Annotated in this window: 10 protein-coding genes; 2 read left to right on the top strand and 8 right to left on the bottom strand. The window is 45.0% G+C overall.

Going from position 1 to position 16,449, the window contains the following annotated elements; genetic code table 11:
• Positions 1-174 precede the first annotated feature (174 nt).
• Together pruA and ASG89_RS27520 are read right to left on the bottom strand one after the other, a co-directional pair.
• Positions 175-1,746 (bottom strand): L-glutamate gamma-semialdehyde dehydrogenase, encoded by a 1,572-nt coding sequence (gene pruA / locus ASG89_RS27525; protein ID WP_057314364.1) that lies wholly within the window; start codon positions 1,744-1,746, stop codon positions 175-177.
• A 51-nt stretch (positions 1,747-1,797) separates the two neighbouring features.
• On the bottom strand, positions 1,798-2,712 hold the full coding sequence (locus tag ASG89_RS27520; protein ID WP_057314362.1) for a proline dehydrogenase family protein: 915 nt from the start codon (positions 2,710-2,712) through the stop codon (positions 1,798-1,800).
• A gap of 234 nt (positions 2,713-2,946) precedes the next feature.
• Here ASG89_RS27520 and ASG89_RS27515 point away from each other — a divergent pair, with 234 nt between their 5' ends.
• Complete coding sequence (locus tag ASG89_RS27515) at positions 2,947-4,674, top strand: sigma-54 interaction domain-containing protein (RefSeq protein ID WP_057314360.1); 1,728 nt, start codon at positions 2,947-2,949, stop codon at positions 4,672-4,674.
• A 120-nt stretch (positions 4,675-4,794) separates the two neighbouring features.
• On the opposite strand, the gene ASG89_RS38300 is transcribed toward ASG89_RS27515, so the two are convergent.
• From ASG89_RS38300 to ASG89_RS27485, 5 genes are all read right to left on the bottom strand, one after another.
• Complete coding sequence (locus ASG89_RS38300) at positions 4,795-6,441, bottom strand: exosporium glycoprotein BclB-related protein (protein ID WP_157276838.1); 1,647 nt, start codon at positions 6,439-6,441, stop codon at positions 4,795-4,797.
• A gap of 312 nt (positions 6,442-6,753) precedes the next feature.
• Positions 6,754-7,737, bottom strand: a complete 984-nt coding sequence (locus ASG89_RS27505) for a phosphotransferase (RefSeq protein ID WP_057314357.1) — start codon at positions 7,735-7,737, stop codon at positions 6,754-6,756.
• A gap of 104 nt (positions 7,738-7,841) precedes the next feature.
• Complete coding sequence (locus tag ASG89_RS35870) at positions 7,842-11,426, bottom strand: SBBP repeat-containing protein (RefSeq protein WP_082593652.1); 3,585 nt, start codon at positions 11,424-11,426, stop codon at positions 7,842-7,844.
• 259 nt (positions 11,427-11,685) lie between these two features.
• Entirely contained in the window at positions 11,686-13,110 is a 1,425-nt protein-coding gene (locus ASG89_RS35865; RefSeq protein WP_235549956.1) for a hypothetical protein, read from the bottom strand.
• Between the two features lie 328 nt (positions 13,111-13,438).
• Entirely contained in the window at positions 13,439-14,140 is a 702-nt protein-coding gene (locus ASG89_RS27485) for a class I SAM-dependent methyltransferase (RefSeq protein ID WP_057314355.1), read from the bottom strand.
• A 191-nt stretch (positions 14,141-14,331) separates the two neighbouring features.
• Here ASG89_RS27485 and ASG89_RS27480 point away from each other — a divergent pair, with 191 nt between their 5' ends.
• Positions 14,332-15,408: a glycosyltransferase family 2 protein gene (locus ASG89_RS27480; protein WP_321166536.1), complete on the top strand. Its 1,077-nt coding sequence runs from the start codon at positions 14,332-14,334 to the stop codon at positions 15,406-15,408.
• Between the two features lie 56 nt (positions 15,409-15,464).
• Here the strand turns inward: ASG89_RS27480 and ASG89_RS27475 are convergent, their stop codons facing one another.
• Positions 15,465-16,424 carry a glycosyltransferase family 4 protein gene (locus tag ASG89_RS27475; protein ID WP_057314351.1) on the bottom strand — a complete coding sequence of 320 codons (960 nt, stop codon included), beginning with the start codon at positions 16,422-16,424 and terminating at the stop codon, positions 15,465-15,467.
• Between the last annotated feature and the right edge of the window lie 25 nt (positions 16,425-16,449).

The following is a 16,449-nucleotide window of genomic DNA, read 5'->3' as shown; positions in this document are numbered from 1 at the left end:
ATCTCAAATCCGTCACTTAGGGGCAACTGTTTGATTTATTGTGGAGTGAGCCTTGAAATATGTAAACTGGAGAGGCCGATTCGAATGCAGTCGTTTCATAGTTAAAAACCCCACTTCATCGAAGTGGGGCCTCATCAATCTATTGTCGCCTTCTCTTCAAACGGCAATTAAATCCTACACCTTACGCGAAGTCAACTTCGCTTGCGTCAGCAACATCAAGTAGTCATATCCGCCAGCCTTGGAGTCGGTACCAGACATGTTGAACCCGCCGAACGGATGCACGCCGACAAGCGCTCCTGTACATTTGCGGTTAATGTACAAGTTACCGCAATGAACGGTCTCCAACGCTTCTGCGATGCGATCTTCGTCCGTGGAGAAGTACGAACCGGTCAACCCGAACTCCGTATCGTTGTACATGTCAATTGCTTCTTGCCAGTCTGCTGCTTTCGCAATCGCGAGTACAGGTCCGAAGATCTCCTCCTGCATCAAGCGCGCTTTGCCGCTCACATCACCGAACACCGTAGGCTGAATGTAATAGCCATTCCCTTCTGCTTTACTGCCGCCTACTAATAGTGTGCCTTCACTTTTGCCGACTTCGATATAGTCCAAAATCCGCTCATACGATGCTTTATCTATCACTGGACCTGCCGCGAAGTTCAACTCCGGCAGACCGCTTTGTAGTCTATTCGTGTAAGCAACAACCTTCTCGACCACTTCGTCGTAGACCGATTCTACGATGATTGCGCGGGAGCCTGCGGAGCATTTCTGACCTTGGAAGCCAAAAGCCGAAGCCACAATCGCAGCCGCAGCTGCATCCAAATCCGCCGTTTCGTCGACAACGATGCCATCTTTCCCACCCATTTCAGCGATGACACGCTTAATCCAGATTTGTCCTGGGGCCACATCAGCAGCCAAACGGTTGATCCGCAAGCCAATTTCTTTCGATCCCGTGAAAGAGATAAACCGAGTTTTCGGATGCGTCGTCAAATAGTCGCCAACCTCAGCTCCGCTGCCAGGAATGAAGTTAATCACACCCGCTGGCAGTCCAACTTCCTCCATTAATGCGATGAATTTATGAGCGATCACAGGTGTCGTGGAAGCAGGCTTCAGCAATACCGTATTCCCTGAAACAACAGCGGAAACGGTCATCCCTACACAAATCGCAAGCGGGAAATTCCACGGTGGAATCACAACGCCAACACCAAGCGGGATGTAAGAAATCTGATTGTTCTCCCCAGGAATGCGTACCAATGGCTGTGTCTCATTAATTTGACTCAAACGGATCATCTCACGCGCATAGAACTCGATGAAATCGATCGCTTCTGCCGTATCGACATCGGCTTCTATATAGTTTTTGCCGGATTCAAGAATCATCAGCGCCGAAAACTCATGCTTTCTAGCACGCATGAGCGCTGCTGCCTTGAACAAATATTCCGCACGTTCTCTAGCGGGAACCTTTTTCCAAGACTCGAAAGTTTCGAGAGCAACGTTCATCGCTTTTTCAGCCAAACCCTGATCCGCCTTACTCACGTACCCGATCACTTCATCCACATTGCCTGGGTTAATCGAGGTAATCTTCGTTTCGGTCATGATCTTCTCAGAACCAATAGATAGAGGGTACTCAAGCCCAAGCTCGCCCTTCACCTTCGCGATCGCCGCTTGCATCGCTTTCACATTGTCCTCAAGTGCGAAATTCGTAAATGGTTCATTCGCGTAAGGCGTTACCTTCGTTGTTAATGTAGTCATGTATATAGTCTCCTCTCCGAATAGAAAGCTATTATTAATTATTTTCCGTGTTTATTTGAACATATTTTTAAGAACAAACCAGACATTCGCTGGACGCTCTGCTAACCTTCTCATGAAATAACCGAACCAATCCACACCATACGGCACATAAATGCGGACACAGTATCCCTCTTTTACTAGTTGTTTTTGCAAATCTTCACGGATCCCATATAGCATTTGGAACTCGAACTGATCTTTCCCAATATTATTCTCACTCACAAATTGCTTCGTAAACTGAATAATGGCCTCATCATGACTAGCAACAGCTGTATAATGTCCGTTCAACAAGTGTTTCTGAATAATGATTTTGTAATTCTCATCGACAGCACTTTTCTCTGGAAAAGCAACCTCAGGAGACTCTTTATAAGCGCCCTTCACCAATCGCAAATTCGCACTTAGCTCATGCAGATCATCCATATCCTGTAGCGTACGGAACAAATAAGCCTGAATCACGATCCCGACATTGTCGTATTCTTGACGAAGTTCGCGGTAAATATCAAGCGAGACCTGACAATGAGCATAATCCTCCATATCGATACGGACAAAATTCCCATGCAAGCGAGCACGATCTAGAATCCGTTTCATGCTGGTTACACAAAGCTCTCTGTTAATATCCAATCCTAACGAAGTCATTTTTAAAGATAAATTAGAGCGAACACCCGACTCGGCAATCGCGTCTAGGGTTTGGATACACATCGCAGCAGATTCCAATGCTTCCTCGACGCTAAAAACAAACTCACCAAGATGATCTAACGTCGCTACGCGGCCGTCCTGATTCAACCCGCGCACCGCATCAATCGATTGAGCGATTGTCTCTCCTGCAACAAAACGAGCAGCACCAAAACGTAGACCATATTTTTTAGCTAAGCGATTAGCAGTGCGACTTTTGCCTAGGGATTGAAACATATTACGCATCATGAGTTCCATCTGTGGTTGCCTCCAAGAATGAATTGTACAATTGTGTTTAACTTATAATTTAATTATACAGTAAATTTTTATTTTTGAACACTATTTGTTCATTGTTATTTGTTAACTTGTACAAAGCACCCTTGAAAGCCATTCATATCTGTACAATATTCATCTATAAGCTGAGTTGTGTTGAATCACCTACCTTTTCATGGTAAATTAAAAATCAAATATGGCGGATAAAAGAGGGTTAACATGTTCATTCCTGAACACTTTCCATTGAACACACAGTTTCAATCACTTCCTATAGAGACGACAATAACGGACCTCACTTCTATTCTTCAGAAAGGCACAGCCGTGATCGTCCAACAAGAACGTGTCCTAGCATTATTTACACCAGAGGATGCAGAGTTGTTAAAAGCATTTGAGTCATCTTCCGTGCTTGCACAATTAGTGAACATGGACTATTTCAACATTCCAAGTTGTTCAATACGGGAGCTTACCGATCAAGAGCACATTCAAAAGCTTATATGTGGAAGAATTCGCCCCTTTCTCTTCATTAAGGAACAAGACACCCTAGTAGGTTATGTCAGCCATTCTGCATATGCTGAATACGTGATGAAAGAGGGGCAGAAGTGGTACGCCTACTTCGCTGCCCTAGCGGATACCGTGACCGACGCCGTAACCGTCGTGGACCGAGAAGGGGCTGTGATTTGCTGGAACCCTGTCGCTGAAGAGCTTTATGGATTGCCGCGGGCAGACATTGTGGGCAAGCGGATTGGGGAGCATTTTGACGTCGAAACCCTGATGGTTCTGAAAATGTTAGATGAAGGCCGACTCATCCGCAATACGTATCACCGCCCAAGACCTGAAACGCATGTCCTCATTAATGCTTCACCAATCAGGGATGCCGCGGGTACCATCATTGGTGGTGTTGCAACCGAACAAGATATTACGCAATTGGTGCGATTGAATGAACAATTAACAACTGTCGAATCCGTAGGACTACCTTTTGAGTCATCGCCTGATGACCCTTTTGCCCTGATCAAAGGAAAGGGGCCTGCCATCGGCAAGGTTATCCAATGGGCCAAAAAAGTCGCGGCTACGGATACCCCCGTCCTACTCATCGGAGAATCAGGTGTTGGGAAGGAGCAGCTCGCGCAAATTATTCATCAATCGAGCTCACGTTCGATGTATCCTTTTTTTACTGTTCATTGCGGTATTGTACCAGCAGGCATTTTGGAAACAGAATTGTTCGGCTATCAAGGTGGGGCATTCAGCGGAAATGAAAGTGGTCAACCGGGCAAATTAGAACTTGCCAAAGAGGGTACACTATTTATTAACGAAATTGAGAAAATGTCTCTGGAGCTTCAAGCCAAGCTCTATCGCTACATCACGCAGCAAACACTTGTCCGCTCTGGTGGCAATCAACCGATCAATGTGAGAACTCGCATTATTATTGCAACTACACAGGATCTTGCTAGCAAGGTTGCCTCCCATGAATTCAGAACGGACCTTTACTATGCGCTGAATGTTATTTCTATTCGAATCCCGCCTTTGCGCGAACGTAACGAAGATATCCCAGCGATGGTTCATATGTATCTGAAGCAATTTTCCATGCACTACCAGAAGCCAGCACCTGGCCTGTCACCTGAAGTGATTTTAGCGTTGTCCCAATACGATTGGCCTGGAAATATACAGGAATTGAAAAATGTGATCGAGCGCTGCATCATTTTGAATGAAGATGATGTCATTACCTTAGATCAGTTACCTTCCGCACTCCAAGAGCAGCAACCAAGTTTAGTTCAAGAAACAGAAGCCTCGATGATGACACTAAAAGAAAAAGTAAGCGAAAGTGATGAAATCACTTTAATTGAAGAAGCACTAGCCAAAACAGCTGGAAACAAGAGCGCAGCTGCTAAACTTCTCGGGATTTCTCGTGGTACGCTTTACAATAAGATCAAAGAATTCGATTTGGAGTAAATCGTGTGTGTTGAACATGAAAAGCTCAAGATAATACTATTCAATCCTAGCAATTGACTAGGTTATGAATCGTAGTTACCTTGAGCTTCTTTTTTATTAACCTACCTATTTATCTAAATGTTAATTAATTGTAATACCAGCACTAGCATAGCCGATAACAGTTTCTAGAAGATCCAGACCTTCTGCATCAAGGGAGAATACCATTAAGAGACGATCTTCTGCTGCAACTGGTACACTAACTGGAAGCATAGCATGTCTAGTCATTCCAATATTAATCAAGCCAGTCAAAGATGGTGTCAACGGTAAGACGGCAGTTGTCGGCGAGAAGATATTGCTGCCAGCAGCTGCTCTATATAATGTTGCCCTAACCGTGACTGGGCTTGCCACCGTGACACCAGCAGTGACACTGAAAAATGCAGATATAGATGTGACTGTTCCTGCGCGAGGCGAGGAGAATGCGAAGTCGAGAAGTCCACCGCTTGCCGAGAGATTGATCGTCGCCCCACCAACAACAACATTATCGATTGAACTGCCGAATCCGATAAGTCCACCTGTACTGAGCACACCTCCTAAAACCGAAGCTAATGCCACTGGGATACCTGATGCAAAAGGAATAATTGCACCTGGTCCAGGTGTTCCAGTCGCCCCTGTTGCTCCGACTGCTCCTGTTTCACCTGCTGCTCCGGCCGCTCCCGTTGCTCCTGTTGCTCCCGTCGCTCCGACTGCACCGGTTTCGCCTGCTGCTCCGGCCGCTCCTGTTGCTCCTGTTGCTCCTGTTGCTCCGACTGCACCGGTTTCGCCTGCCGCTCCGGCCGCTCCTGTTGCTCCTGTAGCTCCGGTCGCTCCAGCTTCTCCTACCCCAGGACCCGCTGGACCCATAGGACCCATTGGCCCCGTTGCTCCTACACCCGTTGGACCCATAGGACCCATTGGCCCCGTTGCTCCTACACCCGTTGGACCCATAGGACCCATTGCTCCTGCTGCTCCTGGTGCCCCAGTTGGTCCAACGCCTCCAATTCCATATGGTCCTGTTGCTCCACGAGCTCCTGTTTCTCCTTGCGGACCCCTTGGACCCATCGGCCCCATTGGACCCAACGGTCCCATTGGTCCCATCGGACCCATTGCTCCAGCTGATCCTGGTGCCCCAGTTGGTCCAATGCCCCCAATTCCATATGGTCCTGTTGCTCCACGAGGTCCTGTTTCACCCTGCGGCCCCATCGGTCCCATTGGTCCATGTTGTCCATGATCCCCTTTATCGCCTTTGTGACCTTTCTCACCTCTTGGACCTGTTGGACCTGTTGGACCTGTTGGTCCGTGGTGTCCATGGTGACCATGATCCCCTTTAGGTCCTGTTGGCCCTGTATGACCTCTTTTTCCTCTATCACCATCGTCGCCTTTTTTACCTTTTGGGCCTCGTTCTCCTGTTGCTCCTTTTGCTCCTGCTGCTCCTGTTGCTCCTGTTGCTCCTGTTGCACCGATTGAACCAGTTGCGCCATGTGCTCCTGCTTCTCCAGTTGCACCTGTCGCTCCTGCAGCTCCAGTCAAGCCTCTGAAACCACGTGGACCGCGATCTCCTTTTGGACCCTTTTTACAGCATTTCCGCCTGATTTTCACGATAACAATCTTGCGGCAGTGTTTTTTTGATTTTTTCTTACGTTTGTGGCAGCCGCAACCACTTACTTTATGGAGCTTTGCCCCACTTTTTTTAATAATTACACGTTTTTTCACTGTCGTGGTACTTTTCTTTTTGCCAACTAAGAGACTCAATTACAACACCTCCTGTGATGCTTCATCATACGGATTATCCCAGAGGTTTGTCTGTACTTTTTGGCAATAGATGGTTGTCCATTCCAAAATATGCATATGACTATATGTAATGAAAATGTGATTCTTCTATAATGCTAGGATTAAACGTGGTTGCAAGGGTGTTGGAATTCGCTACTGTCCTGTTATCAATTTGAAAGAACCTAATGTCACAATACATTAACTTTTAGTGATAATTAATACCCTGAAAAATCAAATAACAACAGCCTCTCTCAAAAAGCGAGAGTGACTGCTGTTTTGTGGATTGTTAAGGTATTACTTTTTATAACAGTCGAGCAAATAAACTGTTTTATCATATTCTTTCTGTAGCAGATCCTTTATTTGGTTCACTGTCATTCGTGCGAATTTACCCCAAATCAGATTCCGGCAAAAATTGTGAGGAAAAGCCAAATCTAGATACATCAACTTCATTTCTTGATCTGAGAGCCAATTCCGGTTGAGATAGGCACGCATCATCGTATTAAACACTTGATGATTCCATGCTGTGGACTTTTTTAACATCGCGTATAGAAGCCGGTTAATGTCTCTTGAAGGAAAATCTAGTCTTACAAATTCCCAATCAATAATGTGTAAATCTAGTGATTCATCCATTAAGACATTTTGTGTGTGAAAATCACTATGACTTAGAACAAGATTAGGATGATTCTCATTCCAAGAATGAAAGATAATGTTGGTCTTCACGTTTTCTTTTACATAAGTTCCTGTCGATATAAAAAAATCTAAATATTCTAAAACAGATAATTTCCATTCTTCCTCTATTTTTAGACTGTCGATCCTCCAGCTCTCTAAGTAACCAACATTTTCTTCGTACTCTTGCTCCCACTTCGCAGCTCCGTAATAAAATGGCCCAAAAGAAGGTTGATAACCTTTTGTAAAAGAATGGATTTCACCAAGTAATTGGGCCAATCTAACCGTCTTGTCTATGCTTGTCAGACGATACGGCACGGCACAGATCCACTGCTGCAAGACAAAATACTCTCCTTTATAGGTAAAATATAGCTTGTTCTCATTTGTAAGAAGAACGGATGGAATCTTAATACCTCGGCTTCTAATAAAGTCTTCAGCTTCCAGAATAAATTGCAAACGATGTTCATCGGTATACATACTTTTCAAAATAAATATGCCTTGCTCTGCAATAACTTTTAAAACAAAAGTTCGAGTTGTGTCACGAATGACTTCAAAATGTTGGATAGTCAAAGCGTATTTTTTTTCAACGGCTGCTAGAAGTCCCTTAACCATCTGCACCACTTCCAGTTTTTAAGGTTTCAAGCAGATAAGATCCCCTTTCGCATTATGAAAGGAGGATCTTATCTTAAATTCAGGATATAAAGTTATTAAATACGTTAATCTTCATCATCGCTATCTGAACTTGAGCTGGAGCTGGAGCTGGAACAATGTCCTCTTTTTCCTCTTTTTCCTCTTTTTCCTCTTTTTCCTTTCGGTCCTGTTGGACCAGTAGGTCCTGTTGCTCCTGTTACTCCTGTTGCTCCTGTTGCTCCTGTTGCACCTGTTGCTCCTGTTGCACCTGTTGCTCCTGTTGCTCCYRTTGSTCCTGTTGCTCCCATTGGTCCTGTTGGTCCTGTCGGACCTGTTGCTCCCATTGGTCCTGTTGGTCCTGTCGGACCTGTTGCTCCCATTGGTCCTGTTGCTCCCATTGGTCCTGTTGGTCCCGGTGGACCACCTTCAGGCCCTGTAGCCCCTGCAGCTCCTGTTGCTCCTGTTGCTCCTGTTGCTCCTGTTGCTCCTGTTGCTCCTGTTGCTCCAGTTGCTCCTGTTGCCCCTGTTGCCCCCGTTGCTCCTGTTGCTCCTTTTTCTCCTATTGCTCCTGTAGCTCCCGTCGCTCCTGTCGCCCCCGTTGCACCCGTCGCTCCTGTTGCACCCGTTGCTCCTGTAGCTCCYGTWGCWCCTGTTTCTCCTGTAGCTCCCGTCGCTCCTGTTGCTCCCGTAGCACCTGTAGCACCCGTTGCACCTGTTGCACCCGTTGCACCTGTTGCGCCTGTTTCTCCCGTCGCTCCTGTTGCTCCTGTTTCTCCCGTTGCTCCTGTTGCTCCTGTTGCTCCTGTCGCTCCTGTTGCTCCTGTTGCTCCTGTAGCACCTGTTTCTCCCGTCGCTCCTGTTGCACCCGTTGCTCCTGTAGCACCTGTAGCACCTGTMGCWCCTGTTTCTCCTGTMGCYCCCGTTGCTCCTGTAGCTCCTGTWKCTCCTGTCGCTCCCGTTGCTCCTGTAGCTCCCGTTGCTCCTGTTTCTCCTGTAGCTCCCGTCGCTCCTGTYGCTCCTGTTGCACCAGTATCTCCTGTTGCGCCTGTTGCTCCTGTTGCACCAGTATCTCCTGTTGCGCCAGTTGCTCCTGTTGCACCCGTCGCTCCTGTTGCACCCGTTGCTCCTGTAGCTCCTGTAGCACCTGTTTCTCCTGTAGCCCCCGTTGCTCCTGTCGCACCTGTAGCTCCTGTCGCTCCTGTTTCTCCTGTTGCTCCTGTTGCTCCTGTAGCTCCTGTAGCTCCTGTAGCACCTGTTTCTCCCGTCGCTCCTGTTGCCCCCGTCGCTCCTGTTGCTCCTGTTTCTCCTGTAGCCCCAGTTGCCCCCGTTGCTCCTGTCGCTCCTGTTTCTCCCGTTGCTCCCGTCGCTCCTGTAGCACCTGTTGCTCCTGTTGCTCCTGTTTCTCCTGTCGCTCCCGTCGCACCTGTAGCTCCCGTTGCTCCTGTTTCTCCTGTCGCTCCCGTTGCTCCTGTAGCTCCCGTTGCTCCCGTTGCTCCTGTTTCTCCTGTTTCTCCTGTCGCTCCTGTTGCTCCTGTTGCACCTGTCGCTCCTGTTTCTCCTGTAGGTCCCGTAGGTCCCGTAGGTCCCGTAGGTCCTTCTGGGAGAGAACCTATCTTTGTCACAAAAGCATCCGTATCACCCCAATTAAACATCTGCATAGCATCTTCAATTGGAAAGTTAGTCGAAGCAGTGGAGCCTGTAATGTAGATGTTATTGACAGAATCTATCGCAATTCCACGCCCTTCATCAGCTAAGCTCCCCCCAAGATATGTCGAGAAAAGAAGAGCTAATAGCGCTGGCTGTGTTGTATCAATCTTAGTTACAAAGGCATCCGAAACACCAACTAAGTTAGCTAAGTTTGGCTGAATAGGGTTTTTAACAGGAAAGTCGGTTGAAGTCGTCGAACCTGTTACATACGCATTGGAATTTGCATCAACGGTTATTCCTAATCCTTCCTCATCACCAGTATTACCCCCGAGATAAGTGGAATAGATAATTGGATTTCCCGAAACGTCATACACAGCCACATAAGCATCCGATGCGCCTTGAAGAGCTGTTGTATTGGTAACAAATAAGTTATTCGAAGTAGTCGTCAAGACAACATACGCTATGTTCGAACTATCGACCGCGATCCCATTACCCGCATCATCGCCGATTCCGCCGAGATAGGTAGAATAACTAAGTGCCGTACCAGTAGAATTCAACTTTGTCACAAAGGCGTCAGTCAATCCTGCACCGTAAGTTGGCTGTTCTGCGCCTCCAATAGGGAAAATAGGAAAACTATTATCATTAGAACTCGTAACTCCCGTCACATAAGCATTAGGAAGAACTGCACTGTCTACTGCGATTCCTCTTCCCTCTTCCGTTCCACTACCTCCAAGATAAGTAGAGTAAATTAATCCTGGTAAACCTGCCACTGTTGGATTTATTTTGCTTACAAATGCATCTTGTGCACCATTAAGATTCGTTTGAAAAGAGCCACCAGTAATGGGGAAAGGGGGGGCATCATTTTCACTGGATCGGGTAGCTCCAGTAACATAGGCATTGCCTGCTCCATCGACCGCAATTCCGAACCCTAAATCATCCTCAAGTCCACCTAAGTAGGTAGAATAATCAAGTGCCCCTGTGGTATCAAATATTGTAACAAAAGCATCCTGTCCTCCACCAGGAGAAGCTTGAACCGGTGTAGCAGAAAGTGGGAAATCTGTAGAGCTAGTAGTCCCAACTACATATGCAGCACCAGCAGTATCCACGGCGATTCCATTAGCAACATCAGAGCCATCCCCGCCAAAAAAGATGGAATAAATGTAATCATCACCTGTTGTATTTATTTTAGTTACAAAAGCATTCGGAACAACCACTGGCACTGGGCTCAACTGATTCACTGTTGGAAAATCAGCTGAAGAGGTTTCACCAACCACATACGCGTTTCCTAAACTATCCACTGCGATGCCATTCCCAATATCCAACGCATTTCCGCCAAGATAAGTTGAGTAAACTAAAATCGGGTCAATAGTTAGCGCGTAGTTCGGGTCATAGCCCTCGCCAATCTCAAAACCATAGATGTATTCCCCTGACGATTGCTGCTTCAAGATAAAACGACTGTCCACATTAATACGCTTGTTGTTGATCACTTGATGGCTAACGGGTCGCTCCTCGGAGAGCACACCTGATGGTGTATGAATAAGGAGGTTACCAATTTCGTCGATAGTAAGCTCTTGGGAACCGTGATATCTAAGTTGAATATCCTCCACCCGTGCTCCTGGAGAAAGTACAAAATCATACTTTAGCTTCCCACTGGCTTCGTAGAATACTAAGTCTATTTTCGGCCATAGATCCCTGTAAACGACTTCCCTATATGTGGGAAGGCTTGAATACCATTTGGAAGGATCATTTCCAACATAGTAGTTGACCTTACTTGATCCTTCTCTTTGCCCTTCAATAACGGCTTTTGAATTAGCCTCTAGAAATTGAAATCTTAACTGATCGGCATTCGTAGAGTTTGAAAAGTTGAATACGATCTCGTTCTGTAAAAAATAAATGCCATAACCGGACTTCTGTGCTTGGAAGTGAATACGCTCATCCGATTGACCTGCGTTTGGTACAAACGATAATGGGATTTTGCTAATTTGTTTAATAAACTTGTTTTTTTCTATTTCGCTATCTATCAAATCAACCTTCTCCTCTCAGTATGAGTTTCTTGATAGTTTATGTACCTTGTCTCATAGTGGTTTGGATGTTTGAGGATCACGCTTTGCCTAAATTCCATTTTTTAGAATAAAATTACATAATAAAGAAGACTACGCAAGATACATAAAACGAGGAATGGTAGCGAGAGCAGAAAGCTATTTTCGGTTATCGAATACTTATACTTTTACTTTCTATTATGTTAAAAAAAGGTATCCGTTAAATACGGATACCCTGCTCAATTTACCTTTGATCACTAACTGAAGCATTGCTATTACTGGATGATAACACTGTCAAAGGATCGTAAGGCGTACCAACTAATGTACCAGGTAATAATGCAATATCAACTGCATTTGTTGGAATTCCCCATGAGTTACCTGAAAAGACAAAGATCGCCTGATCAACAACAAATCCGCGCGTATTATAAACTACGTTATTAATGATTTGACCCGTTGAATTTGGATTTAAATAGGCTGGTTGCCTGAGTGAATAAAAAATATTATCTTGAACAATTAGATTAATTACATTTGCTTGCGTTACAAATCCACGATTTATTACCCAACTTGTTGATGGACCTGCTTGAGGCGGTCCATAAATAATGTTATTAGTAAGCATATGATTTGTTCCGGCGAGTTGAATAAACTCAGTCTCATAAGGAATATCACTGGTAATTGTCAATCCATCTATTGATACACCAGTACCAGTAACAAGAAAAGGAATTACTGCAGCTTGTAATGATATTAGTGTATTAGGATATCCTCTTAATGTTACCCCTACTTTATTAATTACTATTTGTGAAGTAAGAGGATAAGTTCCACCTAATATATGAACTATTCCTGTTGGGGATACAGCCGTCACACCTTGTTGTATTGTAGCAAATGGACTAGCCTGTGTACCATCTCCTCCAACTGCCCCTGCTTGAACATATACTTCAAATGGGTTGGGTTGAATCGAACCCATTGGTCCCGTTGCTCCGGTTGCTCCTGTGTCACCTGTTGCTCCTGTCGCTCCCGTAGCTCCTGTTGCACCAGTAGCTCCTGTCGCTCCWGTTGCTCCKGTTGCACCAGTTGCTCCTGTCGCTCCCGTAGCACCTGTTGCCCCCGTAGCTCCAGTCGCTCCTGTTGCTCCGGTTGCACCAGTTGCACCTGTTGCTCCGGTTGCTCCAGTTGCTCCTGTGTCRCCTGTTGCTCCGGTTGCTCCTGTTGGTCCTGTTGGTCCCGGTGGACCACCAGCTGGTCCCGTTGCTCCGGTTGCTCCTGTGYCACCTGTTGCTCCTGTCGCTCCTGTAGCTCCTGTTACACCCGTTGCTCCTGTCGCTCCAGTTACTCCGGTCGCTCCAGTTACTCCTGTTGCTCCTGTCGCACCTGTTGCTCCTGTCGCACCCGTAGCTCCAGTTACTCCTGTTGCTCCTGTCGGACCATAACCACCATCAGGAAATTCAATTTCAATTTTCCCTCCATTGTACAATTCAATTTCAATTTCCTCGACCTGAGTCCAATCAATGAGTGCTAAAAAATTGTTTAGTTCAGACATTCTTTGAATGGGGCCATCGCCTATTTCGAATTTCAATTTGAATTCAGTTTCACCAATATACTCAATTTCAATTTTTTTGATGTTCATTATTCCCACGACTCCAATTAAATTCATTAACTGAGCAAGTTTACTCAAAGAACTTACACCTCCTTATGATTTCAATACTAGTTACCAGCAATCAAGATATGTTTTCTTTTAATAGCCCAACCTCCTTATGCCTAAAATGAAACTACTCTAGTTTCCTCGTATATTATATGTGTACAAACATTCCGTGCATGGACGAATGATAGGTGACACTTGTAGAAAAAACATTATTTGTAAATATTGATGAAATCAGGAGTGGAATTTCGGGACTGAGCCTAACAAATCCCTTCTAATCTTCATATGTAGCAATGAATATAGAGATTACTAGAATTCTATATTCGCAAAAAACGACTACTCTGGAGAGCAGCCGTTTCTTTTTTTATAAACCTGAGGTATCCATAATATACTGCATAACCGTTTCTGCCCTATTTTCACGTGGAGCTAGAATACCTAATCCATTATTCGTATAAACACGGTAGAAGCTTAGCGAGAATGTCGTAACCTTTAGGAAATCTTCGATTGCCGTCAACACACCGTTTTCTTCCCCATATTCATGCATCGCATTGTATTGAGTTTCATTAATGCCCCCAGTTTCAACAAGCTCATTGGAGCCCGCCTTCATCCCTTTTTGGGCATGTGATTTTCGATATTGCGTTGGTATATTTTCCGGAAAGTAATAAGAATCACGTCTTCCATACGGCCACTCCGTATCATGAAGAATGACAATCGGAAATTTACCTGATTTTGCTGCTATTTGCTCAATGGCCAATAATTCATGATACACGGTGTACCAATTATGGTCTCCATCGATGAGAACCACATCAGCAGCTTGAATCTCTGATAATACCTCCAGACTGTGCTTTTTATGAAGGACTAATTCATCCGAAAAAACAGCTTCATATGCATACGTATTAAATCCCGGTGCAGGATCAATGACTGTTAGCTTACTGTTCATCATTTTACAGAACTCAAGTAATTTAATTGTTGTGCGACCTGCTAAGAAGACGCCAATTTCGACAATGTGAGAAGCTTCATATTTGATTAGAATTGGCTTAATTATTTTTTCAAAAAAACGATCCATTCCGCAACTCCTTTTTGATCACCATATTCGGCCAATGGAGTTTTGGTTCGATAAAGTTCAAATGTAAGGGTAGTTCCTTCCTTCACATGCCGTGCCCTCTTATTAAAACTATGAATAGTTTAGTAAGACCACGTTGAATTTTAACCTTATATAGAAAGTGAGTGAGCACGTTGATTACCATAAGTCTATGCATGATCGTTAAAAATGAAGAGAAAACACTTCGTTCTTGTTTAGCTTCCGTTGCCAATGCGGTTGACGAGATCATTATTGTAGATACAGGTTCAATCGACCAGACGAAAACGATTGCACGTTCCTTTACCAATCGCATTTACGATTTTAAATGGATCGACGACTTCGCGGCAGCTCGTAACTTCGCTTTCCGCCAAGCCACGAAGGAGTACATTTTATGGCTGGATGCCGATGATATTTTGAAAGAAGAAGATGGGATTAAGCTCCTCGCATTAAAAGAGAATTTGGAGCATTCCGTCGATTCGGTAACGATGTTTTATAATTATGCCTTTGATGAATTCGGCACGCCGACTTTCAGATTTAAGCGTAATCGGTTGGTAAAACGAGAGAATCAGTTCAAATGGTTTGGAGCGATCCACGAATATTTAGAGGTTAGGGGCCAAATTCTGGACTCTGACATTACCGTTACGCATTGCAGAACCCATACGAAGAGCGATAGGAATCTTAAAATATTTCAGAACAGGCTGATGCGCGGAGAGACGTTCACGCCAAGGGATTTATATTACTACGCAAATGAACTAAAAGATCATAACAAGTATGCAAAAGCCATTATTTATTACAATAAATTTCTGGCTAGTGGAAATGGCTGGGTTGAGGATGAAATCTCCTCCTGCAGTAATCTAGCCGATTGTTACAATCAGTTAGGCAACAGCGAAATGGAATTACAGTCCGTATTCCGCTCCTTTCAATATGATAGCCCGCGTGCTGAATTCTGTTGTCGTCTAGGGTATTATTTTCTAAACAATAAGCAATACGAACCAGCTGTGTTTTGGTACAAATTAGCATCTGAACAACAGGTCCCTACACACAATTTGGGATTCTCCAATCCTAAATTTTCAACATGGCTGCCACATCTGCAGCTCTGCGTCTGTTATGACCATATGGGACAACACGCCAATGCTTATAAGCACAATGAAATTGCCCGCACCTTCAGACCCAAAGATCGGAACATCCTGCATAATAAAAAATACCTGGAGTCTGTTCTGCACATATCGGAAACCACCGATTCAGCAGAATGAAATAAACAGCGGCTGCGCCTAATTTGACTAGGCGCAGCCGCTGTTTGTCGTTCGTATCAGCTTTCTTCATCAAGGATTGCTTGGTAAATGGCAAGATATTTGTCTGTCATCCCGCTTGTTGTAAAATGCTCCAGCACATATTCGCGAAGCTCATAGGGATCGGGCAGTGTTAGGTGAGTCAATTTATTCGTCATCTCTTGAACAGTTCGGCATATCAATTGAGGAAAACCGCTCATGACCTCAGGAACAGATCCATTTGGCAAGGCTAACACAGGCGTTCCACATGCCATAGCTTCCGTCATGACGAGCCCGAAAGGCTCCTCAACCAGCGTCGGAAATAACATGCATCTGGCATGCTTTAATAAATCTTGTCGTGCTTGCCCACCAACTTCGCCGACATATTGAATGAGAGGATTCGACATGGTCTTGGGGAGAATCTCTTTATGGAAATAGTCATGATCATAGACAGGTCCGGCTATTATTAACTTTTGGCCCGCTTGCGCTGCAGCTTCAATTGCATGATGAACACCTTTGTATGGAATAATAGCGCCAATGAATAGCAGATAGTCACCCTTTTGATCAGAGAATTGAAATTCATCGGGGTTTAATCCGTTATACACGACGTGATCCTGAGGGCTGCCGAACAATTCACGATGTCGTTTACTCAAATAGACGGGATGTTTCACCGGATTGGTTAATGGATTATGAATCGTACAAACTGTTGGTATAGCGAGTTTCTTCTGGCCCACTACGGAAAGCTGCGTATGGTCATGGATAATATCTACCCCAGGCGGTAAAGTTAGCTTAACAAATCCAGGGATTTTCCACATGTCATGTCCCTCGTGCAAATAAGGCATCAGCTTCCCACGCACTTGACTACCAAACGGAGCATATAAAATCACTTCATGACCGCGATCCACAAGCTCCTCTGCCAATGTATACACAACTCGCTCGATACCGCCGTATTTTACGGGTGGAACGGGAAGATAATCTGGACTTATCAGAGCAATCCTCATTCCTTTTCCCTCCTACAAATGATCC

This window comes from Paenibacillus sp. Soil766 (assembly GCF_001428105.1).
GTDB lineage: Bacteria > Bacillota > Bacilli > Paenibacillales > NBRC-103111 > Paenibacillus_E.
Note: the sequence above shows the minus strand (reverse complement) of the source record. Positions and strands in the feature narration are given on the sequence as shown.